Consider the following 25,102-nt stretch of genomic DNA (forward strand, 5'->3'; position numbering starts at 1 on the left):
ACACAGGACCGAACAACGAAAAGGGCCGGGAGCAATCCCGGCCCTTTCTGTTTGGCAGGGCACCCTAGTCTTCCGCTCGATGTCCCTTTATCATGTCATTCACTGAATGCCCGGATTTCGCGCTCTGACAAGCGAAAGCCGCCATTCCGCCAGCGGCCCAGGCGCCGACATCCTGAGCGTTACCCCTTTGGCCATTCGGGCCAAGGAGAAATGCAATGGGTTACTCACGTTTTGATGCAGCAACGCGACACCGTCCGGCTTAAAATGCTGGCAAGGATGTCGGAACGAAGCGACCGCTGACACATAAGCAGATCTGGGCAATCCGTTTTCATCTCGATCGCGAAGGACGATTGAGAGACAAGGCCCTATTCGGTCTCGCGATCGACAGCAAACTGCGCGGATGTGATTTGTTGAAAATCAGGATCGGCGACGTGACCGCGGGTGCCGAGATTCGCAATCGGTCAACCGTCATTCAGCAAAAGACCAACCGGCCGGTGCAATTCGAACTGACCTCTGATGTGCGTGCCACATTGCTAGCGTGGCTTGAACGTCGAGGCGGCTCAATTGGCATTATCTGTTCCCCAGCCGTATCGACTTTGCACGCCACATGAGCACGCGACAGTATGCGCGCCTGGTTGACGAATGGGTAACGGCGATCGGACTGCGGAAGGCTGAGTACGGCACGCACTCGCTTCGGCGGACGAAAGCAGCGAGCAATGTCTCCAACGCCGCGGCGCCTTGACGGACTTACTGCATCCCCAAAACTAGCAATATCAGAAAGATTAAAGCAGTTGTGAGCGATGTGACGGAAAGCCAACGCCAGCGTCCCATACCTTGCCACATGCCCGAAAAGCTCCGGCTAATTTTTACCTGATCGCCACGCTCGCGCGCAATACGCAGAGAATATATCGCCGCACCGGAGAGCGAGAGTCCGGTCAGAGCAAGGCCGAACAGGAACCATGGAACCTTGGTCCAGTAGCCGCCGAAGTATCCGAAATGCAGCGGATCGGCCATCTCGCCGATGCGCTGATGCAGATTGAGATCGCGCCCGTCGGTTTTCAGCAGCACTTCGGCTGTACGGGCGTCGACATGTACGGCGTTCGAACGCGGACGAACCAGCACCGCTTCGAAGTTTCCGTCGATCTGGAGCAGATTGTCGCTGCTGGGCAATCTCACGGACTCGACCTCAAGCCCCGGAGAGGCAGCAAGAGCAGCATCTATTGCCGCACCTAGATCGCTTCTGTCGGCTGGTTCAGCATCGCTCGCCACATTTCCCCTTTCGACGCGAGGATGCGCCGGGGCATCGCCGCCCAGGCTCTCGACGAGATACCATAAGCTCGTGAGCGTGATGAGCGCGACGAACCACAAGGACCACACACCTGCAAGCCGGTGAAAGTCGCCCCACCAGGTGCGCGCGTCACGGTTTCGCAGCGGCTTTCTGAAACCACGCCACCACTTCTTGTAGACCACGAAGGACGTGACCAGGCTGATCAGCAGCAGGATCGCCAGGGAGCTGACGATCGGGACGCCCAGCCAGACCGGCAGGTTGAGATGGCGGTGCATGTTCCTCAATACGCGGTGCGCACCGACCCACGGTCCTGTGCCTTGAATTTCGCCGGTTGTCGGGTGAGCGTGAAGGAAGAAAGTATTTCCCTCGATATCCTCGACCGTCACCTTGGCGGCGAACGCGGATGCGGTAGGGGCGTTGATGTACGTGGCCTCGGCAACGCCGGGATACGCGGCTGCGTTCTCGGCAATCTCGGCCCACGCGACCGGGCCCTCCACGCTGGAAGGCGCGACGCGCAGGCTCGGTTGCAAAAGCCAGTCGATTTCGGCGCTCACCACTGCCAGCGTGCCGGTGAACAGGATGAAGGTCATAAACAGGCTGAGCTTCAAGCCGACCCATTGATGCACCTTCCACCACGTGCGCGCGGCTTTCGGCGCGGGCTTTGCGCTCGGCCTCGACGCGCCAGCGAAATCCCGCGCCATTTCCATCAGAAACGATAGCCCAGTTCGACAAATGCCGAACGCGGTGCGCCCGGAAAATGCCCCGTGCGATCGATGAAGCCCGAAGCTGCGTAAGTCTTGTCGAACAGGTTATCAACTCGCAGGAGCGCGCGGAACGGCCCGAAATCGTAGATCAGCGAAGCGTCGAAGACCATGTAGGCGTTTACCGGCTGGCCGCTGATGCTGACGCGCTCGGAAACATAGTCGCCGCCTAGTGCCGCAGCCAGACCGAGTTCGGGGAACTGGTAGCGCGTCCAGAAGCCGAGTTGGTGTTCCGGCGCATTCGCAAACCGATCGCCAACGGCATTGGAGAAGCCGCCGCCCCCGTTGTCCTCGGTGATCTTTGTGTCGTTATAACCGTAGGCGACGGTTACGACCCAGTTGGGCGTGACGTCTGCGGCAATATCGAATTCGATTCCCTTGCTGGTGATTTCACCCAGCGAAACCAGATCATCGACGCCATCACCGCCTACATCGCCGCGCGGGTCGGCCTGGAGGATATTGGTCCGGCGGATCTGATAGGCTGACAGCGAGGACTGGACCCGACCGTTCATCAGCGCGGTTTTCACCCCGCCTTCGAAAATGTCACCGGTTGTCGGCGCGAAGGGGCCACCAGCCAGCGGGTTCTGCGAACCTGCACTCTGCGGCTCGAAGCTGGTTGCGTATTGGCCGAAGGCGGAAACATCGTCCGTTATTCGGTAGACCAAGCCTGCGCGGTAAGTGGTCTCGCTCTCCGACACACCGTCGGCCTCGGCCTTGTCACGCCTGATGCCGCCGGTCAGGATCAGCCGCCCGATCGTGAGTTCATTCAGGAGATAAAAGCCGGTTTGCTCGGTGTCGGTCTCCGTGATGGTGAAGGGGCCCTGGTCATAGGTAGTCGGATCGGAGAGACCATATTGTGGATCGAACAGACTGAGCGGGTTGGGCAGGCCCGGAGTGTCGACAGTCGCGCCGCGAAGCGATCGTCCCTGAAAGAACTGGTCCGACGTGAAGTGATCAAGACCGAACAGGACCCGGTTGCCGATCGTCGCCGAGATGTCGGTGTCCCAAACGGCATTGGCACCGAACGACCAGGTCTCCTGCGTGCGCATCTGATCACGAAACTCACGGATCGTGGCGTCAATCGTGCCGTCGCCATCGGAATCGAAGAGCCCGCGCGGCTCGTGATAGTTCTGGACCTCGGTTGCGTTGTTGTAACGTGCGGTGGCATCGAACGTCAGTCCCGACAGAGGTTCCGCCTCCAGGCGCAACTGCACCACATCCGATTCAAGATTGAGGAAATCGGACGGTTCGTTGTGATTCCAGCGGCGGCTTGTCAGGAACTGACCATTGTCGTCTACGGGAACACCACGCAGACGGTTGGCGTCGAGCTCCTGGTCATAGCGCGTGGCCTGCAAGTCGACGCGAACAGGCCCCGGATCGAACGAGACGCCTCCATCGGCGATCAGGGTGCGCGAAGCTGCGTTGTTACGGAACGTACCGCGATCCTCGTAGAACACACCGCCCCGCGCACCGAACGCACTGCCCAGCGGCACGTTGACTTCAGCCGAACCGCCCCAGCGATCCTCTGTCCCGGCTACGACCGTCAGTTCGCCCGAAAGTTCGCTCGGATCGGCTTTCTTGGTGACATAGTTGAACAGGCCGCCCGGAGCGCCGGGACCGTAGAGCATGCCGGAAGGTCCCTTGAGAAATTCCACCCGCTGCACGTTAAATAGCTGCGGGACCGAGAAACCCGCGTAAGGATCTCCGCGCAGTCCATCATAGAAGATCTCCTCCTGCCGAAATCCTCGCGCGGTCACACCAGCATAGCTGAAGAAGCTTACGCCGGAGATATTACGATAGAGATCCTGCGCGTCGCGGGCGCCCTGGTCCTCGATCAGCTGCTCCGTGATCGTCGTTATGACGAGACTGGATTCCAGCGGCGGTGCGTCCAGTTTGCCAACTGAAACTTCGTCCGCCCGATACAGCTTCTGCGCGCGTCCTGTTACGATGATCGCTCCCTCGTCGCGAGGCTGGGGCGTGCTGGCCGAGGGCGTCGAAGTGTCCTGCGCATCCTCGAGAGTGGTATCCTGCGCCGCCGCCGGGGCGCTTAGAGCGGCCAATGCCGCCGCGCCGATCAAATACGAAGTCCTCATGATTTCCTTCCTGCGAATCGTTCGCAGATCGGCTACGGAAGCAGAAGGCGGGCGTCAATGATAATGATTTGCAATAACACCTAGCCGGCGCCGGAATATTTCGAGTTGGCTGGGATAACCCGAGAGCAAAATGTCCGCCCGGGCAGTCGCAGAAGCCGATAGCTGCCAGTGCGCAACCGGCCCACTAGCCGTCTGACAGTTTCTAGGAATCGACCAAGCTATTCGAGACCAGAAGCCATGGGATCCCCGCCCCCTCCGTCCGTGTTTGTTCCGAAGGTAGCGGAGGCCTAACAGAGGGATCGGCAAACCAAGACAGTTCTGCCGCTTCTCCAAATTGTGCGGAATAGACTGATGACTATCCTAAATATGCTCGCCCAAACGCAGGTGGGCCGTCGTGCCCTTTTCCGGTTGGGATTCCAGGGCAAGATCGAAGCCATGACTGCGGGCCAGGTCCTGCACGATGGCAAGCCCCAGGCCTTCGCCGCTGGAATCCTCTCCCTTCGCACCGCGTAATCTCAATCGCTCCAGCTGGTCTTTCGTCAAACCTGCGCCATCGTCGCTGACCATGATGGAAAATGGCCCCTCTTCGCTTACGGTCACCGACACCTTGCTCGCTTTCGCATGATGGAGCGCATTGGCGACGAGGTTGCTGACCGCCCGAATGAGAGCGAGCGCAGGTATCCGTGTCTTGCGATCACTGTGGTCGATCTGCAGGACAATCCCCAATCTCGACGCCTCCTTTCCAAACATGTCTCTGGTAGCCTGCAGGATCAGGTTTACGGGATATTCGCCCTCGTTCTTGGCAGCGACCGCATTCGACGTCTCTCCATCGGCGGAATAGGCCCCGGTCATCTGTTCGAGTGTCGCGACAGCCTGATTGAGCCGGGAGAGAAGATCGGGCGAGAGGTTTTCCGTCTCGGACGCAACGGCATTCTTCAGGCCGACGATCGGCTGCCTTATATCGTGCCGGGCTGCATCGAGTTGCGCTTTCCTGCGCGATGCCGCTTCACGCGCGCGGACATACTCGCGCTCCGCATCGAGCAGGCGCTGGCTTGCTTCTGCCTGCACCTGCAATGCGGCAATGCGTTCGGCGGTCAGCTTGTCGCGGTCGCTGCGGGTGCGCAGAGTATCCACCACGACGAGCAACAGCATCCCCAGGCCCGTCGCCAGGCGAATGACATCACGGACATATTCGATTGTCAGGTCTGTGAAGAAACGCCCCAGATAATACGGCTCTACCAGAATGGCGGCGACGACAGCGCCTGTCAGAATGGCCCCGGCCGTGTAACGAAGACGGCGCGACACATCGAAGCGCAGCGCCACTGCCAAAGCGTAAAGGAAGAGCGCGAGATAGAAGGCCCAGAGAAGGTCGGGCGTCGAATTGGAGACATACGCCACATACACAAGGGGGAGGGGCAGCAGGGTCAGCGGTACACGCCACCATACAGGCCGTGTCAGGCGCAGTTCGGCTCTGAAAGCGAATAGAAAGACCCAGTAGCAGGCAAAGATGGTGAGGAGCATCAGGCCTTCCCAGATCGCTCGGCCCTGCATCGCATCGGCAGCGAAAGTGGTGGTGAAAAGCGATGCATCGTTCTGGAGCATGGTTATCGAGTAGGCAAAGCCCATCAACATCGTCAGGGGACGGTTGGTGAGGTAGGACACGATCGCCAGCGCCAGACCGATAATGAGCAAGGTGACGGTAAATCCGGCTTTCAGCAGGACGGCTACAACCTGGTTGTTCCCAAGATCGCCTTCGCGAAAGATGCCGAGGTTGGGCGTGTCATTGCTGGCAACATTGATCAGGGCAAGGCACTGCTGGCCAGGCGTGATGGCAAAGCTGCGGGTGCGCACATAGGTGAAATATCGCGCTTCCAGCGTCCCTTCGGGCCCTGTCTGACTTGCAAGTATTTCCTTCATCGGTCCGCCGTCGCAGGTCAGGAAAACGCGCGGCAGCTCGACAAAAATGCCGCCGATACCGATCACGCGGCGCATGGGTTCGTCACCTCCTGCGCTTTCGTTTGCGGCGAATGACAGGGCGATCCATTTGCGCCAGTCATGCAGTGCTTCGGTGTCGTCGGCGAGAATTTCGGGCACGAAGCTGCCGCGTCTGTATTCGGCCAGGGCCTGTTTGGCATCGCTCTCCACACCCCGCGGCAGCAGCAGGTTGCCGGCTGCCTTTTCCACCTGCTCCGCGGACCGGCCCGGCTCCACCATCACGACGCGCGCATGAGATACTCCGGAAATGAAGGTAAGTGCGATTATCGCCAAGATCAGCGTCAAAAATGCGCGAAAGGCTCGATTTGCCCCCATGTTTGCTCTTATAGGTCTAGTACAGGGCAAAAATACAGGGGGATACTGTTGGGGTTCGAACGCAGTTATTCCGCCATCGTGGCAGACGATCACGCGATTGTTCGCGATGCGCTTAAGTCGTTGCTCAATCGAGCCGACAACAATTACAACCATTATTTCAATGTCATCGCCGAAGTCACCAACGGTATCGAGGCCATCGCCGCAGTCAGGCAGCATAGACCGGACCTCCTGATGCTAGATGTCAACATGCCCCATGCCGGGGGTACCGAAGTGCTGGTGGAGGCGCGGCGCTGGTCGCCGCAGACGCGGGTGGTCGTCTTCACCGCAATCGAAACGGTGGGCAAGATTGCTGAGCTGGTTCAGGTCAGGGCGGACGGATTGTTCTGCAAATCCGACGATCTCGACGAGTTGCAGCGCGCCTTGCCCCTTATCCTTTCGGGCACCCCGGTCATCTGTTCGCGCTACATGCAATTGCTGGAAGATGCGCCGGATGCCGCTGCGCTGACCGACCGGGAGCGGCAGGTGCTCAGCCTCGTCACTGCCGGGCGCACCAATCGGGAAATCGCTGACACCCTTGGCATCAGTATCAAGACCGTAGACCGCCATCGAACCAGTGTGATGGGTAAGACCGGCTCTCATTCCGCAGCGGAACTTATTGCCTATGCCTTGCGCGAAGGCCTGTTCGATCCGGGAGCCTCTGCCTGAGGAACGATCGCACGGAATGTTAGTGGTTCTGCAGGTCATTTCCTGCCGATAGGCCGACGGGTCCTTCGGGGGCATGAGGTCGATACCTCAATCGTGCATGCAGCCTGCGGGAAATGGTCCGGCCTCGCTGCGATTGGGGTGATCACCTCATTCCGGCGCGGCGCCGCCTCACCTAGTCATATCCCATCGCTCAAGGCCCAGGTCGGGCCAGGGCAAGTGGAGGCGACCAATGACCCGCAAGACGAAGACTTCCATCCGCACCAAGATGCTGGGCGGCGTTGCGCTGCTGCTGGCATCGGTCGGTGTATCCGCCATGCCGGCCCCGATCCTGAGTGCCGAGGCGCAGGCCCAGGGGATCCCGGCCTTCCTGCCCCGCATAGACGCTGTGGCCCCGGGGGAGCCGAGTGTGATCGACGGTGTCTGGATGATCCGCGAACTCGACAAGCGCATTGTTATTGCCGATGGCCGTGCCTTTGCTGTCGATCAATGGATGCATGCGGCAGTTCTGCGCGTGGAGCCGGAAATGGTGGTGCTGCAAAACCTGACGCAGAATGATCTCGGTGTCTTCAGCGCTGACGACCTGCCGCTGATGGGACGCGCCACGATGACCTTGCAGGATGACGGTTCGATTGTCGCGCAAGTTCCCTCGCTGATCCCGGTGACCTACCACCTCGATCCGCTGGACGTCTTCTATCCCGATTATTTCGTGGCCGAGATCGACGCCGTAGGCCAGTTCTACGCAGAAGAGTCGTTGCCTGGGCAGCCCGGTCCGGCGAATGGTCTGATAGGAAACGTGTTCGACCATGCGCGAGAGGCCGTCGCCAACGCGCAGCAATCCGACCCGGCCAATCCCATTCAGCCTGTCCGCCCCCTTCCGCCAGTGGAGCCGCTGCCTGCCATCGGGGACTGGCAGCAGGACGACCGGCAAGCCGGATCGGGCAATCCCGGCTCGGTTCCCTCCGAGCGCGGATACACCGCGCAGGTGAGTTCTAGTGAAGCTGCAGCCGCAAATCAGGGCATGGGCACGTTCGGTACGGTTGCGACTGTCGGTGCGCTTGGTGCAGGCGCATATTACGTGAGCGGAGGCGCAGCCAACACCGCCCGCACCGTGGGCACGGCAGGGCGGGCTGCGCAGGCCGCCAACGCTGCAAGAGCCGGTACCGCGCTGACGCAGCAGGGATTGCAGGCGCAGGTCCTGCGCAACGCGGGGGTACATGGGACGGCACGGATAGTCGCCAATGCAGATGCGGCGCAGGCCGCGCGTGGCCGCATCTCCCAGGGGCAACTGGCTCGGCAGATCAACCAGGGCGGTGGCAGCGTCGCCAACATGAACCGCGCGGGCCGGACGGCGCAGGCCGCGCGTGCAGGCAGCACAGCGGCGAATGCAGGCAGGCTCGCCCGCGTCGGCCGCATGGCTCGCGGGGCAACGGTTGTCGGCGGTGCGGTTCTTGTGGGGCAGGAAACTGTCACCGCGCTGACAGGAGCCGAATTTGAAAGCGCGCTGGCCACGGGCGCTGCCTATCTGGAAGCACTGCGCAGCGACGACCCGAATGCACTGGCCGAATTGCGCCAGCGCCGGCGTGAGCATCACCAGGAAAACTTCCGGCGCATCGGCGAGACCTTTACGGAGCGTGGTCGCCTGCGCGAGAACGTTGGCGACTACACCGGGATGGAGCTGGTCAGCATGGAGGATACCGCCCAGCGCTATGGCGAAGCGGTAGCAAGCGACACGCCGGTGCGCGACATCTTGGGCGTGGCGGGCGAGCGGGCGGTGCACCACCTGGAGAACACGGGCCGCGCCGTAAGCCGGGTAAGCTGCGGCATTGGCAATATCTTCCGCCGCGAGGAAAACGACAAGGAATGCTGACTCGACGATGACGGTCTAAGCTCAAACCTGCCCTCGCCGCGTGCCTACGTGAGCGGGGGCAGATGCGATATTTTCCGAGAGAGCACTGCTAGAGCAAACTGGGGAGCAGAGGATACGAGCCGACCTCGTCCAACAGGATCAGTAACCTTTAACGGCGGATAGTCGGAAGATTGAAGGTCAGCCTTGCGCCCCAATATCCGACCTAGGCTCATATGTTTTCTCTTGCTGAGAGCAGTCATTCTCGCCGGCCATCGACACACCCGATAGAGATTTCCCAGCGAAATGTTGATCGGACCCATGTAAACGTTAAGCGCTGAAGCAGTCAGGGACCAAATAGTGCTTTGTCGAGCGAGGTGAGGAATTCCAGCCCGTTCTCGACGTGCTGTCGCATTGCCTTTTCCGCTCCCTCGGGATCGTCGTTCATGATCGCATCCAGGATCGCGCGGTGATCCTCGATAGCCTGCGTCATGCGGTTGCCGCGATAGAAGCTCTGGAACAGCAGGTGATGGACCGGCGTGTTCAGGCGCGAGACCAGTTCGGCGATCACGTGGTTTCTGGTGACGCGCATGATCATCGAATGCCAATCGGAATTGAGCTTGCCGAACTGTTCCGCCGAGCCTGCCTCAACGCAGGTCTCCATCTTCTGGGCGATTTCGCGCAGTTGCTCCTTGTCCTCGTCCGTCGCAAGGCGAGTGAAATCGGCAGCGCAGATGCCTTCCAGTGCCGCGCGAGCACGGTAAAGCTGGCTCACTTCCTCCAGCGAGGCTTCGCGCACCGAAGCGCCGCGAAATTCCTCGATCTCCAGCAAGCCCTCTGCAGCCAGCCGCTGAAACGCCTCGCGCACCTTGGAGCGGCTTCCCCCGGTGCGCCGGATGATATCGACCTCCACCAGGCGCTGCCCCGGTACAAAGCGGCTGGCGCGGATCTGCGAGCGGATCCAGTCGGCGATCTCGGGCGCGGGCGGGCCGCTTTTGGGCAGGGCCTTGGCTAGTTCGTCCATCCACCGAAGCTGACACCTTGCCGATCATATTGTCAACAATTTCGTCATCCACTTTTCACTTGCGGATAACCCGCCCCAGCGGGAAACAACTGGCCGCAGCGGGCCGAGGGTCCGTCGTCATTCGCGAACCGGACGGCAAGTTTCGGGCGGATTTGGGAGAGAAGCTATGACCAGGGGTAAGAAAAGTTTCGCGGCGTTCCGTAACGCGCTCTACTGCGGTGCCTCAGTGGCCGCAGCCTGCCTGGCAACCCCCGCGATGGGGCAGGAGCAGGACGACGAGATCGATGGCGAGGACGTCATCATCGTCACCGGCAGCCGCGTCAGCACCGGGGAAGCACCCGTCGGTGCCACCGCGACCGTGCTAGGCCGGGACGAGATCGAGAATTCCGGCGCCGTCACCATCGACCGCGTGATCCGCGAACTGCCGCAGGTGTTCGATCTCGGCGTTTCGGAGAACTCGCGCGGGCAGGCCGGCGGTTCGGGCAACATCACCTACGGCAACAGCGTGAACCTGCGCGGTATCGGCCCCTACGCGACACTGGTGCTGATCGACGGCCACCGTGTGGTGAACAACAGTCGTTCGACCGACCCCTCGGTATTGCCGACGCTGGGCGTCGAGCGGATCGACGTCGTCGCCAACGGCGCTTCGGCCATCTACGGCTCCGATGCCGTGGCGGGCGTGGTGAACATCATTCCGCGCCGCTCGCTCGACGGGGTAGAGGCGTTCGGTCGCTATGGCACGTCGGAAGATGGCGCATTCGACGAATGGTCTGTCGGCGCGGCAGCAGGCTTCCGCTTCGATCGCGGACAGGTGATGTTCGCCTACGAGCATGTCGAACGCTCGAACCTGAGCGGCGACGACCGGGATTTCTTCGTTTCCGACCAGACGCCGTTCGGCGGCAACGACTACCGCGTCACCCGCTGCGCGCCGGGCACGCTGATTGCCAACGGCACCACCTATGCCCTGCCCGACCAGTACACGCAGGCCAACGCCGGTTCCATCGTGGCGGGCACTGCCAACCTCTGCGACGGCCTGATCGGGCAGGACCTGATCCCCGAGCAGAAATACGATTCGTTCAACTCGACCGGCACGTTCGAACTGACCGACTGGCTCGAGATCTTCTATGACGGGTTCTATTCCAAGCGCGAATTCACGCGCCTCAGTGCGCGGCCCTCCACCCGGCTGACCGTGCCCGAAACGAACGCGTTCTTCGTGCGCCCGCCGGGCTTTACCGGCACCAGCTACCAGATCGACTACAGCTTCGCTGACGATGTCGATCTCACCAAGTCGGAAGGCTCTGCCGAAAGCTGGCAGATCTCGCCCGGCCTTCGCGTCGAGCTGCCGTTCGACTGGACCATCGAGGCGCTGGTTGCCTACGGCGAAACGCGCGATTTCTCCGGCTCCTACGACGGCGTGAACAACGCCGCCCTCAACGCGGCTCTGGCCAGTTCCGACCCCAATGCCGCCTTCGATCCCTACGGCGGCGGGCGCACCAGCCAATCCGTGCTGGACAACATCTTCAACCAGATCTTCCTCGCGCCCACCAACGGCCAGCTGACTTTCTACGAAGCCGGTGCCAGCGGGCCGCTGTTCGAACTGCCCGGCGGCGAGGTGCGCCTGGCCGTGGGTTACGAACGGCAGGAATTCTCGGTTGACCTGGGCGTTGCCCGCGGCGCGCCGACCAACCCGATCTCCTTCCGCACTTTCGACCGCAAGGTGGATTCGGTCTATGCCGAAATGCTGCTTCCGCTGTTCGGCGGCGGCAACGCGCGGCCCGGTTTCGAGGAGCTGGAATTCGTCGCCGCCATCCGTCACGACAGCTACAGCGATGCGGGCAACACCACGAACCCGCAGTTCGGCGTCAACTGGATGCCGACCGACCGCCTGACCCTGCGCGGCAGCTACGGCACGTCGTTCCGCGCGCCGACGATCCCCGAGATCTACGGCAACAGCAACAACCTGTTCGTGCAGAATTACCAAAATCCGGCCGGCGGCGCGCCGATCGTGGGTGTGGCCCTCTCGGGCCCCAACCTCGACCTCGGCCCCGAAACCGCCACCACCTGGTCGTTCGGTGCCGACTGGGAGCCGGTGGACCGCCTGCGCCTCTCGCTGACCTACTTCGATGTCGCCTACGACAACCAGGTGAGCGCGAACCTTTCGAACCTCGCCATCCTCGGCCAGGAAACGCAGTTCGCCGGAACGGGCGTCGTGCTGCGCGGCCAAGCGGCGCAGGACCAGATCCAGTCCCTGATCGACTCCGGCGTGAACGTCCTCGGGGCCTTCCCCGGCGGCAGCCTTTCCAACATCGACGTGTTCGTGGATGGCCGCTCGCGCAACCTGGGCAAGTCGATCACGCGGGGCATCGATTTCAGCGTGAACTATATGCTTGATCTCGGCGCCAACGACTTGCTGCGGCTGGGTGCGTCGGGCACCTACCTCACCGATTATGAGGTCGCCGTCGCGCCGCAGGCCAACCTGACGGACCAGCTCAACATCATCTTCCAGCCGCTGCGCTTCAAGGCCCGTGCCTTCGCCAACTGGGACCACGGCCCAATCTCCGCGCGCGTCATGGCGACCCATGTCGGGGGCTATACCAACAACCTCGTGACACCGTCGCAGGACGTGGATAGCTTCACGCCAGTGGACCTGACGCTGACCTGGCGCGTGGCAGACAGCTTCGCGATTCCGATGGCCGACCTTGAACTCGTTGCCGAGGTGCGCAACCTGTTCGATGCCGATCCGCCCTACGTCAACCTGGCGCCGAGCGGCAACGGCAGCGGCGGCTACGATGCGACGGCGGCCAACCCGATCGGACGGCAGTTTGCAATCGGGGCGCGTGTCCGCTTCTGATCGACGCAAACAGGGACGCAAAATGCCAGAAGTGATATCCGTGGCCGTGACCGGCGACCTGGTTCTCGACGAGCCGAACGCCGGGCACTGGCTCTCGGGTATCGCTTCTGCATTGCGCGGTGCCGATCTCGCCATCGGTCACCTCGAAGTCCCTCATACCGCAAGCACGGTGGAACTTGCAGGCGACGTGCCCGCGCCGGGCGCCCCCATCGAAAACCTGGAGGCCATTGCCGAGGCGGGCTTCGACATGCTCACGCTGGCCGGAAACCACATCGCCGATTGCGGGGCGCAAGGCATTGCCGAGACTGTCGCCGAACTAGACAGGCTGGGCATCGCCTGCTGCGGCGCGGGGATGACTCTGGAAGATGCGCGCCGCCCCGCCTTCGCGGAAGCATGCGGACAGAAGATCGCGCTCCTCAGCTACAACTGCATCGGCCCGCAGGCGGCATGGGCCACGGCGGAGCGCGCAGGCTGTTCCTATCTGCCTCTCACGACGCAGGACGGCACCGAGGTCACCCCGATGGCCCGCATCGAAGGAGTCTCGGCGGAGGCTTCCGACATCCTTGCCGCTGGCATCGCAGAGGCGCGAGGCCACGGTGCCGATCACGTCATCGTGGCGCTGCACAAGGGCGTCGTGCACACCCCCGCCCACATCGAACCCTACGAGCGCGATATTGGCAGAATGGCGATAGAGGCCGGCGCGGAAGCGGTGATCTCGCACCACGCGCACATCGTTCGTGGCGTAGAATTCCACCAGGGAAAGCCTATATTCCACGGCCTCGGCAACGGCTGCGTCGTCACCCGCGCGCTGTCGCCCGACCAGGATCATCCCGCGCGCAGCGAATGGGCCCGCAAGCGCAAGGAGCTATTCGGGTTCGAGCCCGACCCAGCCTACCACCTGGCGCCCTTCCATCCCGAGGCGGTGAACGCGTTCATTGGCACGCTGCGCTTCCAGCGTGGGAAGTCGCCCGAAGCTGCCATCGTGCCCGTTCATGTCGAAGCGCCGGGTCGCCCCGTGCTGGCGCACGGCGACAGGGCCGAAGATATCCGGCGCTATGTAGAGGAGATCACCAGCCGCGCGGGGCTTCCCCCGATCCGCATTGCCGAAGATGGCAGGCTGGAGGCGGCACGATGAGCCGGCCCCTCAAGGCGGCCATCTGGCTCGGCGGCATTGCCTTGCTTGCGGCGACCGCGATCGACACGCTGGCCGTCATCGGTCGTCACCTCGGGATTCCCGTCACCGGCTCCATCGAACTGATGCAGGCCGCCGTGCTGGTATCAGGCGCGCTGGGGCTGACGATTGCCACGATCGTGCAATCCCACGCGCGGGTGCGGCTTTTCGTCGACCGGCTCTCTCCTGCGGGGCAGGCCGTGGCGGACAAGCTATCCGATGCCCTTTCGCTGATCTTTTTCCTCGCGCTGCTCATCGGGTCCGCATGCATTTCCATCGACCTGTGGGATGCGCACGAAAAGAGCGAAATACTTGGCGTGCCGTGGCGGCTGCTGCGGCTGTTCGCCAATGCCTGCCTGATCATCGCTGCGGCCAGCCTGGCCGTGCGGATCGTCAGGAAGGTGCAGTCATGATCGATACGGCAGGCACAGGACTTGTCGGCATCGTCGTGCTGTTTGCCCTGCTCCTTGCAGGGGCGCGGATCGGCACGGCGCTGGGCCTTGTCGGCCTTGGCGGGCTCGTCCTGATCCTCGGTCCGGAGGCTGCGCTGATCAAGGGCGGGGTCGTCGTGGTCGATACGCTGACGCGCTACGAACTTGGCACCCTGCCGCTGTTCCTGTTCATGGCGCATATCTTCTTCTCGGTGGATGCCAGCCGCGACCTTTTCGATGCTGCGGCCAAGCTTGTGGGGCACCGGCGCGGCGGCCTCGCCTATGCTTCCATCGCGGGCTGCGGCGGGTTCGGCGCGATCAACGGCTCCAGCCTCGCTACCACGGCCACCGTGGGCCTCGTTGCCTATCCGGAGATGAAGCGGCGCGGCTATGACGACAGGCTGTCGACCGCCACCATCGCCGCAGGCGGAACGCTGGGGCAGATGATCCCGCCGTCGGGCGCGCTGATCGTCTTCGGCATTATTGCCGAGCAGTCCATCGGGCGGCTGTTTACCGCCGCCATCATTCCGGGGATCACCCAGGCGCTGATCTATGCCGTGGTCGTCTTCGTCCTCGTCCGCCTCAGGCCGCAGCTAGCGCCGCCGGGCGAGCGGGCCGAGTGGAAGGATCGCTGGCGCGCTCTTGGCCGGATCTGGCAGATCGTGGCGCTGGTGTTGCTGGTGATCGGCGGCATTGCCTTGGGCTGGTTCAGCCCGCCCGAAGCCGCCGCCATCGGTGCCTCGGGCGCGCTGCTGATCGCTGCGCTGCGCCGCAAGCTGACCCGCGAGAACCTGTTCAACGCCTTCCACGAAACGCTGCGCACCACCGGTCTCATCTACCTCATCGTGATCGGCGCGCTGATCTTCTCCACCTTCGTCGGCGTCACCGGGCTGGCGGAAGCCGCCGGAATCCTCGTCGAGGGAATGGGCACAGGCACCTTCGTCACGCTGCTCATGGTGGCGCTGTTGCTGCTCATTCTGGGCACCGTTCTCGACGGGCTGGCCCTGATGCTGCTGATGACGCCGATCCTGCTGCCCATCGTGGAGGGCACCGGGATGACGGCGATCTGGTTCGGCATCTTCCTGGTGCGCGCGATGGAAGTCGGCTTCCTCACGCCTCCCCTGGGTATCAACCTCTATGTCATGCAGGGCGTGGCCAAGGACATCTCGATCAGCAGCATCTTTCGCGGCGTGATGCCGTTCCTCGCGGGTGATTTCTTCCACCTGGTGCTGATCATCCTTTTCCCGGCCATGGTCCTGTGGCTGCCAGAAATGCTCGGAACCTGAAGATGATTGCTATCGCCGGTCCCAACCTCCCGATTGACCTGCTGGCCGCCACCGGCCGGTTCGAGGGCGCGCTCGCCTTCGACCCGGACCGTGCGACGCCGCGTGCGAGCGGCTGGCTGGAAAGCAAGTTCGCGCCGTGGGCACGTCCGCTGCTCGAGAGCTGGGCGGAAGGCGCCTACGACGATCTGGAGCACGTCCTCTTCAGCCGCGCCGACGACACTTCGCAGCGCCTCTATTACTACATCTGCGAGCTTCAGCGGCGCGGACAGCTGGGCGGGCCGCAGCCGCTGATCCTCGACGTGTGCAAGATACCCCGCGACACCAGCCGCAGGCGCACCGTGGCCAAGCTGCGCGAACTGGCGGACCAGCTTGGCGTCGGAGCCAGCGCACTCGGAGAAGCGATTGCGCGAACCAATGAGAACAGGCGCTCGTCCACCGACGGGAGAGACATTCCCGTATGTCTGCTGGCCGGGACGCCGCCGCCCGACCGGCGGCTCCACGCAGTGATCGAGGCAGCGGGTTTCGCGTCGGCCGGGTCCACGCTCACGCAGGAATGGCTCGATCCGGGGCCATCGGTCGATGGCGACAACGGCGACCCATTTGCCGCGCTGGGCGAACAGTTGCACGCCCGTCCGCGGGGTCCGCGAAGCTTTGCCGATGCGGAAAGCGTGCTGGCGAGGTCCCTCCAGACGACGCAAGCCAGCGCCGCCATTCTCTGGCGGATCGAGGAGGACGAGGCGCAGTGCTGGCACCTCCCGGCAGAGCGGGAAGCGCTCGAAGCGACAGGCATTCCCGCGCTCGTGATGACGCGGCGCGACTGGCTGGCGAACGACGGCGCGCGCGAGGAAATTGCCGCGTTCCTGGAAGGGGTGACACGATGAGCTTCCTCGAAGGCCACAGGGTTGCCGTGATCGGCGACATGCAGGAACGCCCGCTGGCGCGATACCTGGCATCGCTCGGCGCCGAAATCGGCGGGCCGGTGGAGGGCGCAAGTTTCGTGATCGACGACGTTGGGCTGGAAGGCACCGCCGACTTGGCCATTCCCGATACGGCGATCCACGTCTCCGTCACTCCGTTCGGGTCGGGCGGCCCGCGTTCGCACTGGCGCGGGGGAGAGCTGGTATCCTCGGCCATGGGCGGCGCGCTGCGGCTGACAGGCGTTCCGGGCGAAAAGCCGGTGAAGGAAGCGGGCGATGCCTGCACCTTCCACGCCGACATGGTCGCTGCCGCTGGCGCGATGGCCGCGCATTTCGCGCGCGGCACGCACGGCATGGGGCAGCACGTCGACGTCTCGATCCAGCAGGTCGCCATGAGCCGCAACGTGAACGGCGTGCTCGTCTGGCAGTTCGACCGGCGCAAGCTGGATCGGGCGGGCGGCTGCATCGCCTATGGCCGGGCCAAGGTGCAGGTAATCTGGAAACTGGCCGACGGATACTGCTTCCACGCGTTGATGACGGGCCGCCTCGGCGCGCCTGCGAACAAGGCGCTGTCGGACTGGATGGACGAGACCGGGGTCGAGAACCCGATGCGCGATGTCGACTGGCTCGCCTACAACCGCTCCACCCTGCCCGAGGAAACCCGCGACCGCTGGCAGGCCGCCATGGCGCGGTTCTTCGCGCAGCGCACCAAGCACGACATCGCCACCGAAGGAAGGCGGCGCGGCATCAACGCCTGCGTCGTGAACGAACCCGCGGATGTGCTGCAGAACGAGCACCTGAAGGCGCGGCACTTCTTCGATACCCCGGATGGTTTGCCAGAGCGGTTCGCTGCGGTTCGCGATGGGGCGGCCAAGGGCGCTCCAGCCGTTCACCAGGGCAAACGGTCCGGCCCGCTGTCCGGCGTTAGAGTGCTGGATTTCGCCTGGGCGCTGGTCGGCTCGATCACCACCAAGACGCTGGGCGACCTCGGCGCAGAAGTGGTGAAGATCGAGAGCCGCAGCCGCCCCGACCTCGCCCGCCTCGATGTTCAGGTTTCGGCCTCCAGCGCCGACAGCCTCGACGACAAGCCGTGGTTCGCCAATCTCAACACCTCGAAACGCAGCCTGACGCTCGACCTGAAGAAGCCCGCCTCGCGCGAGGTGCTGGACCCGCTGATCGACTGGGCAGACGTGGTGGTGGAGAATTTTTCGCCCGGCACGATGGCCAAGCTCGGCCTCGATTACGATAGCCTGGTAAAGCGCAATCCGGGGCTGGTGATGGTGTCAGGCAGCGTATTCGGGCAGACCGGCCCGCTGGCGAACGAATGGGGCGTCGACGGCACCGGCGGCGCACTGTCTGGCCGCACCTACCTGACGGGCTACCCGGACGGCGAGCCGGTGATCCCCGGCGCGGTGCCCTACGGCGACGTGATCGTGCCCTTCGTCATGGCGGGCCATGTCGCTGCCGCCTTGCAGCGCCGCCGCGAAACCGGCGCGGGGTGCCACATCGATGCCTCGATGTACGAGATCTGTGTGCAGCAGATGCGCGAATTCCTGAAAGCGGCCAAGGCCGGGGAGCGGCCCCGTCGCCTCGGCAATGCGGACCCTGCAGTGTACTTCCAGGACGTGTTCCCCGCTGCGGGCGAAGACAGGTGGGTGGCGATCAGTTGCTTCAGCGAAGCCGAGCACCAGCGCCTGCTATCCATCACCGGGCCGGACATTGCCACGTGGACTTCTGCGCGCGATGACCACGCCATCGCCGAGGAACTGCAGGCCGCCGGAATTGCCGCCGGTGCCTTGCAGGACTGTGAGGACCTGCTCGATCACGACCCCCAGATCGCAGGCCGCGCCGCCATGTGGGACCTCGAGCACGCGGTGCTCGGCACCTTCGGCCATATTGCTACGCCGATGGCTTTCTCGCGAGACACGTTGGCCCCTTTCCGCGCGCCCTCGATCGGGGAACACGCGCACGAGGTGGCCCGCGAGATCGCGCGCCTTTCGCCAGCCGACATCGCGCGGCTGGAAAGCGATGGAGTTTTCAAATGAGCCAGTCCGTCAACCAGCGCAGCCGCAAGACACTGGCCTGCACGTCCGAAGCGACGGCCTTCCAGAAGGCGTTCGGCAAGGAACTGAAACGCCGCGTCGTGGACGAGGCCGAGCCCTATGCCATCGTGCAGGCCGATACCCCGCACGAGCTGTTCCACGCGATGGACATCCCCATCATCACCAACCAGTGGTGGTCCGCCTACATCTCCGCAAAGCAGCTTTCGGGGCGCTATTTCGATGCGATGGTGAAGAAGGGCTTCCCCGCGAACAGTTGCAAGTACTGCTCGCTTGGCCTCGCCTGCACGCTGGCAGACGAGCCGGAAACGGCGCCGTGGGGCGGATTGCCCACGCCCACCGTGCTGGTGGCGCGGCTCACCTGCGATTGCATCCAGCACGTCTTCGGCCTGTGGGCGAAGGAACTGGGCAGTGAGTTCTACCCGATGGAAGCGCCCGCCTGGGAGCACAAGGAAGTGGACTGGTTCGCCCACTCGAAAGACGCGTGGGACCGGGTCTACCAGCCCGACCGTATCGAGCAGATGGTGTCCGAGATGGAGGACCTGATCGCCCTCCTGGAAGAGCGGACCGGGCGAAAGTTCGATCCCGCGCGACTGGAACGGCTGATGGAGCGGATCAACGAACAGGAAGGCTACATCTGGGAAGCCGCTCGCGCCATCGGCGAAGCGCGCCCCTGCCCCGTCTCCATCGCCGAACAGATGCCCAACACCATGATTCCGCAGTGGCACCGCGGATCGGACTGGGCGGTCGCCCATGCGAAGAAGTTTCGCGACGAGGTGTTCGAGCGGATCGAGAAGGGGCTGGGAGCGTCCAGAAACGAGCGGCTGCGGCTGATGTGGATCGGTGCCGGGGTCTGGCACGATCCGGGCTTCTACCAGGCGCTGGAGGAAAAGCTGGGCGCGGTCTTCGTGTGGTCGATGTACATGCCCTTTGCCGGGCCGGCCTATATCCGCGACCTGAAGGGCGAGCCGATGGAAGCGCTGGCCAGCCGCGTCGCCTCGATGAACGAGGTGCTGCACCTGCCGCCGTGGATGAACGGCTGGATGACCTCAGAGGCGGAGCGTTGCGGCATCGATGCCGCCGTGATCCTGCTCCCGCCGGACAACCGCCTCTCGCAGTCGGGCACTAATCTCACGGCGCTGTCGCTGGAAGAGGCGGGCGTGCCGGTGCTGCGCATCGATGCCGACATGGTCGATGCCGACAACTGGGACCACAACCGGATGGTCGGCATGGTCGATAGCTTCCTACACGAGAAAGGGCTGGCATGAGGCTTCTCGCCCTTCTCGCCCTGCTGGTATTGGCGGCGTGCAGCCGACCGGTACCCGAAGGCGTGACCGAGCTGACTTACGCTTCGCCCTATCCGCCCAGCCACCCGTTCAGCCGAGCCGACCAGACCTGGATCGACTTCGTCCACGAACGCTCCGGCGGACGTATCAAGATCAAGCCGATCTGGTCCGGCGCGCTGCTTTCGGCTGACATGTCGATGACGGAGATCCGCCACGGCGTGGCCGACATCGGCCTCATCACCCCGATCTATACGCGCGGCGGCACCCACCTGCTGCGCACCCAGACAGGCTTTTACAGCGGGGCCGATTCCATCGAATCGCAACTGGCGCTCTATCGCTGCATGGCGAAGGTAGAGCCGCAGTTCGACAAGGAGCTGGAAGGACTGAAGCTGCTCGCCCTGCAAGGCGGCGTGCTGCCCGGCATCCTGACGAGCACCGCGAGGGTGGAAAGCCTCGCCGACCTGCAGGGCCTCAGGATCAGAGCGCCTACCGAGCTGCTGCCGGTGCTGCGCAATCTGGGGGCGGACCCGGTCGACCTGCCGATGGGCGAGGTTTACAGCGCGCTCGCAAAAGGGGTGATCGACGGCGTCGTGGCTCCGCCCGAAACGCTGCAATCGCTGCATTTCGGCGAAGTTACCGACTACTTCTACGACATTCGCATACCGCGCGGCGCCTACCCCTCCCGGGCGATGGACATGGAAGCCTGGCAATCGCTGAGCGATGCCGAGCGGGCTATCCTCGAAGAAGGCATCGGCGTGTGGGAAGCCGCCCTTGCCGAAGAAAACCGCGCCGCCGCGGCCGCGGGCGAAAAGATCGCCGCCAGCACCATCACAATCCTGCCTGCCAGCACGCAGGACCAGCAGCAGTTCGACGACCTCTATCTGCGCGAAGGCCAGGCCAACGCGCGGGCGCTTTTCCGCGTGGGGATAGACGGAATGACAGCCTATCGCGCCGCTCGCCAGAGCCTGGTGGAGCGCGACACAGTTCAATGCGGAGATACGAAGTGACGCACCAGCCCCTCGCAGGAGTAACCGTCGCGGATTTCAGCCACGTGATGGCCGGCCCCTTCGCCAGCCACATCCTGCGGCTGATGGGAGCCAAGGTCATCAAGATCGAATCCCCGCGCGGAGACCAGTTCCGCAATTACGGCTCGAACCGCGATTTCGACGGGATGAGCCCGGCTTTCATCGCGGCCAATGTCGGCAAGAAGAGCATCGCGCTGGACCTGAAGGACGAGAAGGACCACGAAACCGCGCGCCGCATCGTCGCTAAAAGCGACGTGTTGCTGGAGAACTTCCGCCCCGGCGTGATCGCCCGGCTGGGCCTTGGCTACGATGCCGTTCGCCAGCTGCGCGAGGACATCGTGTTCTGCTCCGTCTCCGGTTACGGGCAGGACAGCCCGCAGCGCGACTGGCCCGCGATCGACAATATCGTGCAGGCCACCAGCGGCATGATGATGCTGAGCGGCGCGGAAGGCGACCCGCCCGTGCGCATCGGCTTCCCCATCGTCGACACGTTGACGGGGCAGACCGCCGCCGTGGCAATCCTTGGCGCACTGTTCCAGCGGCAGCAAACCGGGAAAGGGGCCTACATCGACGTCTCGATGATCGATGCCAGCCTGTCCTTCATGACCTCCGCGCTGACGCCCTACCTCGTCACCGGATCGCCGCTGCGCCGCCTCGGCAACACAGGTTACAGCGAGCTTCCCACCGCCGCCCTGTTCAAGACGAAGGACGACAGGCACGTGTCGCTGGGCGTGGTGCAGGACAACCAGTTCGCCGCACTGGCGCGCAAGCTGAGGCGCGAGGACTGGCTGGCCGACGAACGCTACTCGACCGCCGACGCGCGCCGCGCCAATTTCGATGCGATGCACGCGGAGCTGGAGCAGATCTTCCTCACCCGCGCGGCAGACGAGTGGGAGCGCGAGCTGAGCGGCGAGGGCATTCCCTGTGGCAAGGTTCGCGGCGTGCACGAGGCAGCGGACCTGGGTTCGGCGGATTCGCTGCTAGACCTCGACACCGACGCATTGCCCAAGGGCTGCACGGCAACGGTGCCGAACGCCGGCTTCCGCATGGAGCCGGGCCAGCCCGGAACGCACGAGGCACCGCCGCGACTGGATGCTGACAGAGAGGAAATCCTGGCATGGCTGGACGGGAACGACTGACGATGGCCACACCCCTTCCCTCGCCCGCCCGGCTGGTGGCGGTCTTCGCGCTCCTGCTGGCATCGCTGGCCGCGACCTCCGCATCGGCGCAGCCCTATCCGGAATACGAACGCGAATCGCTTTACGTGCCCGTGCGCGACGGGACCCGCCTCGCGCTCAACATCTATCGCCCCGCGACCGCGGACGGCGTGGTGGACGAGCCACTGCCGGTCATCTTCGCCTTCACGCCCTACCGAGCGCGCTATTACGACGAAGACGGCGAGATCGTGGAGCTGGCGCTGAGCGACCGGCTCGCGATGCGATCGCTAATCCGTGCTGGTTACGTGGTGGCCACTGCCGACGTACGCGGCAAGGGCGCCTCCTTCGGGGCGCGGCGCGGCTTTCTCGATCAGACCGAGGCGCAGGACGGCGCGGACCTGCTGAACTGGCTGGCGGCGCAGCCCTACACGACGGACAAGGCAGGGATGATCGGCTGCTCCTACCTCGGCGGCTCGACAACACTGGTGGCGGGCGCAGCGCCTGAATCGCTGAAAGCCGTCTTCATCGGCGCGACCGACTGGGACAAGTACGATTTCGTGCGCCGAGGCGGCCTTACCGCGCAGTTCAACACCCGCCCGGACGAACCGCTTTCGGTCGATCTCGCCAGCGTCCCTATGGATGCAGATCGCGACGGCGCGCTGCTGCGCGAGGCCGTGGCGCAGCACGCGGACAATACGCCGATGGCGGGGCTGTGGGCGGAAATGCCGTTCCGCGACAGCGTGTCCTCCTACACAGGCAATGCCTTCTGGGACGAAGTCGCCGTGTGGCAATATGCCGACAGGATCCGCGAGGCAGGCATTGCCACCTACTACTGGAGCAACTGGGAAGACGAGCCGACCAGCCAGGTGCTGATTGCGGCGCGCAACATGGACAGCCGCCTCCTGGTCGGCCCCGGCAGTCACTGCGTGCCCCCGCCCGGCTTCGATTTCGTCGGCGAGATAGCGCGCTATTTCGATTACCACCTGAAGGGGATCGACGACGGATTCTCTGCCGAGCCGCCCGTCACCTACTGGGCCGATCGCGGCACCGACCAAGGCGAATACGTGCGCGGCGTGACCATTCCCGGCACCAGCTCCACCACGCAGGCCTGGTATCTCAACGGACCTGCCGCAGATGGCGCCCTTGGTCTCTCGCCCAGCCCGCTCGATAATGGCAGTGACCGGCTGGTGGTCGACTATGACGTCGCCAACGACGACTATTTCTCCTTCTGGCCCGAAAGCCTAGCCGAGCATGGCCTTGCCTACACAAGCGAGCCATTCGACCGCGCAGCGGACCTCCTCGGCTACCCTGTCGCCCACGTGGAGCTTTCCGCCGACCGGGAGGATGCCGACGTCTTCGTCTATCTCGAGGAACTGTCGCCGGGGGGCGAGGCCGAAGTCCTCTCGTTCGGGCGGCTGAAAATCTCACACCGTGCAACCAAACCTGCACCGTGGGACAACCTCGGACTGCCCTGGCACAGCGGGTACGAGGCCGACGTCGCCCCCCTTCCTGCCGGGGAAACGGCGCGCCTGCCGATTGCCATGATGCCGCTGTCACATCGCGTGCAGCCGGGTTACCGGCTGCGGTTCGTGATCACTGGCGCCGATCCGCGCCAGCGCAACCTCGAAGAGGTGAAGCAGGACCCGCCGCCCGTGCTGGACATTCAGCGTGGCTGGCAATCGGGATCGCGCGTTGACCTGCCACTGCACGATGTCGAAGCGGACGCCGCGATTGAAGGGCAGATCGGTGATGCAGGCGGCAGCGGCCCCCACCCTGCAATCGCGCAGGCGCGGGAAGACGCGCCCGGATATACTATCTATCGCCCCGCTACCCTGCCGGACGAGCCCATGCCGGTCGTGCTGTGGGGCAACGGCGGATGCCGCGACAATGGCCTCAGTGCCAGCCATGCCCTGCGCGATTTCGCCAGCCACGGCTTTCTTGTGATCGCCAACGGAACGCCTCGGCGTGAACTGGACATCCTTTCCGAAGTGCCCGTCATGCCCGCAGCAGCGGGCGGACCGCGCACGCTGCCGCCCCCGTCGCAGCGCCAGCCGGACGAAACCTCCACCGCGCAGATGCTGGCGGCCCTCGACTGGGCCGCGCGCGCGAACGCCGACCCGGCCGACCCACTATACGGCAGGATCGACACCGGGCGCGTCGCCGCCACCGGGCACAGCTGCGGTGGCCTGCAGGCGCTGTTGGCAGGCACCGATCCCCGCATCGACACCGTGATCGCCTTCGGCAGCGGGGTTTACAATCGTGGCGGCCCGGGCCTCAGCGGCGTGCAGATCGACAAGGATGCCTTGCGTAACCTGCACACGCCCGTCGCCTATATCCTTGGCGGCCCCACCGACATCGCCTTTCCCAACGGCAGCGACGATTTCGCCCGCATCGACCACGTGCCGGTGATGTTTGCCAACCTCCCTGTGGGGCACGGCGGAACGCTGATGCTGGAAGACGGGGGCGAGTGGGCACGCGCAGGTTCGGCCTGGCTCAAGTGGCAATTGCGCGGCGACCAGGAGGCCGCTGAGTTCTTCATCGGCGAGGGCTGCGTTCTCTGCAGCGCAAAGGATTGGACAGTGGAGCGAAAGCAATTTGCCTCCGAGCCTTAGCGGAACCAAATCTGCCGCGGGCTGCCGTTCTTGTCCTTGCCAACTGTGAGTGTCCGGGTGCGCTTGTCAAAGTCTCGCGCGACAAGGCTTGCAAGCGAGCCAGGACGCAAGGGCAGGAGACATAGCGCCCTTAGGAACGGCTGCACTTCCTCGCAGGCGGTATCGATTAATCTCTTCCGCTCACCCTTGCCCAAATAAAGTTCTCGGCGCTTGTCGGCACCCTTGAACGGCTTAAACGCCTCCTGCCAGGCCGCATCAGTATTGAGGGAGCCGGGCGTTAGG

Annotated in this window: 16 protein-coding genes and 1 pseudogene; 13 read left to right on the forward strand and 4 right to left on the reverse strand. The window is 63.9% G+C overall.

Features of this window, described 5'->3' with window-relative positions; translation table 11 throughout:
• Positions 1-215: 215 nt before the first annotated feature.
• A pseudogene (locus tag D4Q51_RS15940) lies at positions 216-712 on the forward strand (tyrosine-type recombinase/integrase); the annotation flags it as partial.
• Positions 713-747: 35 nt separating this feature from the next.
• Here the strand turns inward: D4Q51_RS15940 and D4Q51_RS06580 are convergent.
• The 3 genes from D4Q51_RS06580 to D4Q51_RS06590 all read right to left on the reverse strand — a co-directional run bounded on the left by D4Q51_RS06580 (position 748) and on the right by D4Q51_RS06590 (position 6,668).
• Positions 748-1,995 (reverse strand): PepSY-associated TM helix domain-containing protein, encoded by a 1,248-nt coding sequence (locus D4Q51_RS06580; RefSeq protein WP_240624589.1) that lies wholly within the window; start codon positions 1,993-1,995, stop codon positions 748-750.
• Complete coding sequence (locus tag D4Q51_RS06585; protein WP_120076948.1) at positions 1,995-4,142, reverse strand: TonB-dependent siderophore receptor; 2,148 nt, start codon at positions 4,140-4,142, stop codon at positions 1,995-1,997. Before D4Q51_RS06585 ends, D4Q51_RS06580 begins: the two co-directional genes overlap by 1 nt.
• Positions 4,143-4,502: 360 nt before the next feature.
• A complete protein-coding gene (locus D4Q51_RS06590; RefSeq protein ID WP_120076949.1) occupies positions 4,503-6,668 on the reverse strand; it encodes a sensor histidine kinase in 2,166 nt (721 codons plus the stop codon).
• Here D4Q51_RS06590 and D4Q51_RS06595 point away from each other — a divergent pair.
• Together D4Q51_RS06595 and D4Q51_RS06600 are read left to right on the forward strand one after the other, a co-directional pair.
• Positions 6,573-7,157 carry a LuxR C-terminal-related transcriptional regulator gene (locus D4Q51_RS06595; RefSeq protein WP_240624590.1) on the forward strand — a complete coding sequence of 195 codons (585 nt, stop codon included), beginning with the start codon at positions 6,573-6,575 and terminating at the stop codon, positions 7,155-7,157. The two genes, D4Q51_RS06590 and D4Q51_RS06595, sit on opposite strands and share 96 nt — an antisense overlap.
• A 229-nt stretch (positions 7,158-7,386) precedes the next feature.
• Positions 7,387-9,024 (forward strand): hypothetical protein, encoded by a 1,638-nt coding sequence (locus D4Q51_RS06600; protein WP_120076950.1) that lies wholly within the window; start codon positions 7,387-7,389, stop codon positions 9,022-9,024.
• A 322-nt stretch (positions 9,025-9,346) separates the two neighbouring features.
• Here D4Q51_RS06600 and D4Q51_RS06605 read toward each other — a convergent pair whose 3' ends face one another.
• Positions 9,347-10,024 carry a GntR family transcriptional regulator gene (locus D4Q51_RS06605; RefSeq protein ID WP_120076951.1) on the reverse strand — a complete coding sequence of 226 codons (678 nt, stop codon included), beginning with the start codon at positions 10,022-10,024 and terminating at the stop codon, positions 9,347-9,349.
• Positions 10,025-10,190: 166 nt separating this feature from the next.
• On the opposite strand from D4Q51_RS06605, the gene D4Q51_RS06610 reads away from it, so the two are divergent.
• From D4Q51_RS06610 to D4Q51_RS06655, 10 genes are read left to right on the forward strand one after another with little or no spacing between them, the layout of a single operon-like run.
• Positions 10,191-12,875: a TonB-dependent receptor plug domain-containing protein gene (locus D4Q51_RS06610; protein ID WP_120076952.1), complete on the forward strand. Its 2,685-nt coding sequence runs from the start codon at positions 10,191-10,193 to the stop codon at positions 12,873-12,875.
• A 22-nt stretch (positions 12,876-12,897) separates the two neighbouring features.
• Positions 12,898-14,010 (forward strand): CapA family protein, encoded by a 1,113-nt coding sequence (locus D4Q51_RS06615; protein ID WP_120076953.1) that lies wholly within the window; start codon positions 12,898-12,900, stop codon positions 14,008-14,010.
• Entirely contained in the window at positions 14,007-14,459 is a 453-nt protein-coding gene (locus D4Q51_RS06620) for a TRAP transporter small permease (RefSeq protein ID WP_120076954.1), read from the forward strand. Before D4Q51_RS06615 ends, D4Q51_RS06620 begins: the two co-directional genes overlap by 4 nt.
• On the forward strand, positions 14,456-15,763 hold the full coding sequence (locus D4Q51_RS06625; protein WP_120076955.1) for a TRAP transporter large permease: 1,308 nt from the start codon (positions 14,456-14,458) through the stop codon (positions 15,761-15,763). The genes D4Q51_RS06620 and D4Q51_RS06625 overlap by 4 nt, the downstream gene beginning before the upstream one ends.
• Before the next feature lie 2 nt (positions 15,764-15,765).
• On the forward strand, positions 15,766-16,644 hold the full coding sequence (locus D4Q51_RS06630; protein ID WP_240624591.1) for a hypothetical protein: 879 nt from the start codon (positions 15,766-15,768) through the stop codon (positions 16,642-16,644).
• Positions 16,641-18,725, forward strand: coding sequence for a CaiB/BaiF CoA-transferase family protein (locus tag D4Q51_RS06635; protein ID WP_120076956.1), 2,085 nt, complete (start codon positions 16,641-16,643; stop codon positions 18,723-18,725). The genes D4Q51_RS06630 and D4Q51_RS06635 overlap by 4 nt, the downstream gene beginning before the upstream one ends.
• Positions 18,722-20,008: a 2-hydroxyacyl-CoA dehydratase subunit D gene (locus D4Q51_RS06640; RefSeq protein WP_120076957.1), complete on the forward strand. Its 1,287-nt coding sequence runs from the start codon at positions 18,722-18,724 to the stop codon at positions 20,006-20,008. The genes D4Q51_RS06635 and D4Q51_RS06640 overlap by 4 nt, the downstream gene beginning before the upstream one ends.
• Positions 20,005-21,033 (forward strand): TRAP transporter substrate-binding protein DctP, encoded by a 1,029-nt coding sequence (gene dctP, locus D4Q51_RS06645; protein WP_120076958.1) that lies wholly within the window; start codon positions 20,005-20,007, stop codon positions 21,031-21,033. Before D4Q51_RS06640 ends, dctP begins: the two co-directional genes overlap by 4 nt.
• Positions 21,030-22,190, forward strand: coding sequence for a CaiB/BaiF CoA transferase family protein (locus tag D4Q51_RS06650; RefSeq protein WP_240624592.1), 1,161 nt, complete (start codon positions 21,030-21,032; stop codon positions 22,188-22,190). Before dctP ends, D4Q51_RS06650 begins: the two co-directional genes overlap by 4 nt.
• Positions 22,169-24,820, forward strand: a complete 2,652-nt coding sequence (locus D4Q51_RS06655) for a CocE/NonD family hydrolase (RefSeq protein ID WP_240624593.1) — start codon at positions 22,169-22,171, stop codon at positions 24,818-24,820. The genes D4Q51_RS06650 and D4Q51_RS06655 overlap by 22 nt, the downstream gene beginning before the upstream one ends.
• The last annotated feature ends 282 nt before the right edge of the window (positions 24,821-25,102 follow it).

Origin of the sequence: Aurantiacibacter odishensis (assembly GCF_003605195.1) — a bacterium.
Lineage (GTDB): Bacteria > Pseudomonadota > Alphaproteobacteria > Sphingomonadales > Sphingomonadaceae > Alteraurantiacibacter > Alteraurantiacibacter odishensis.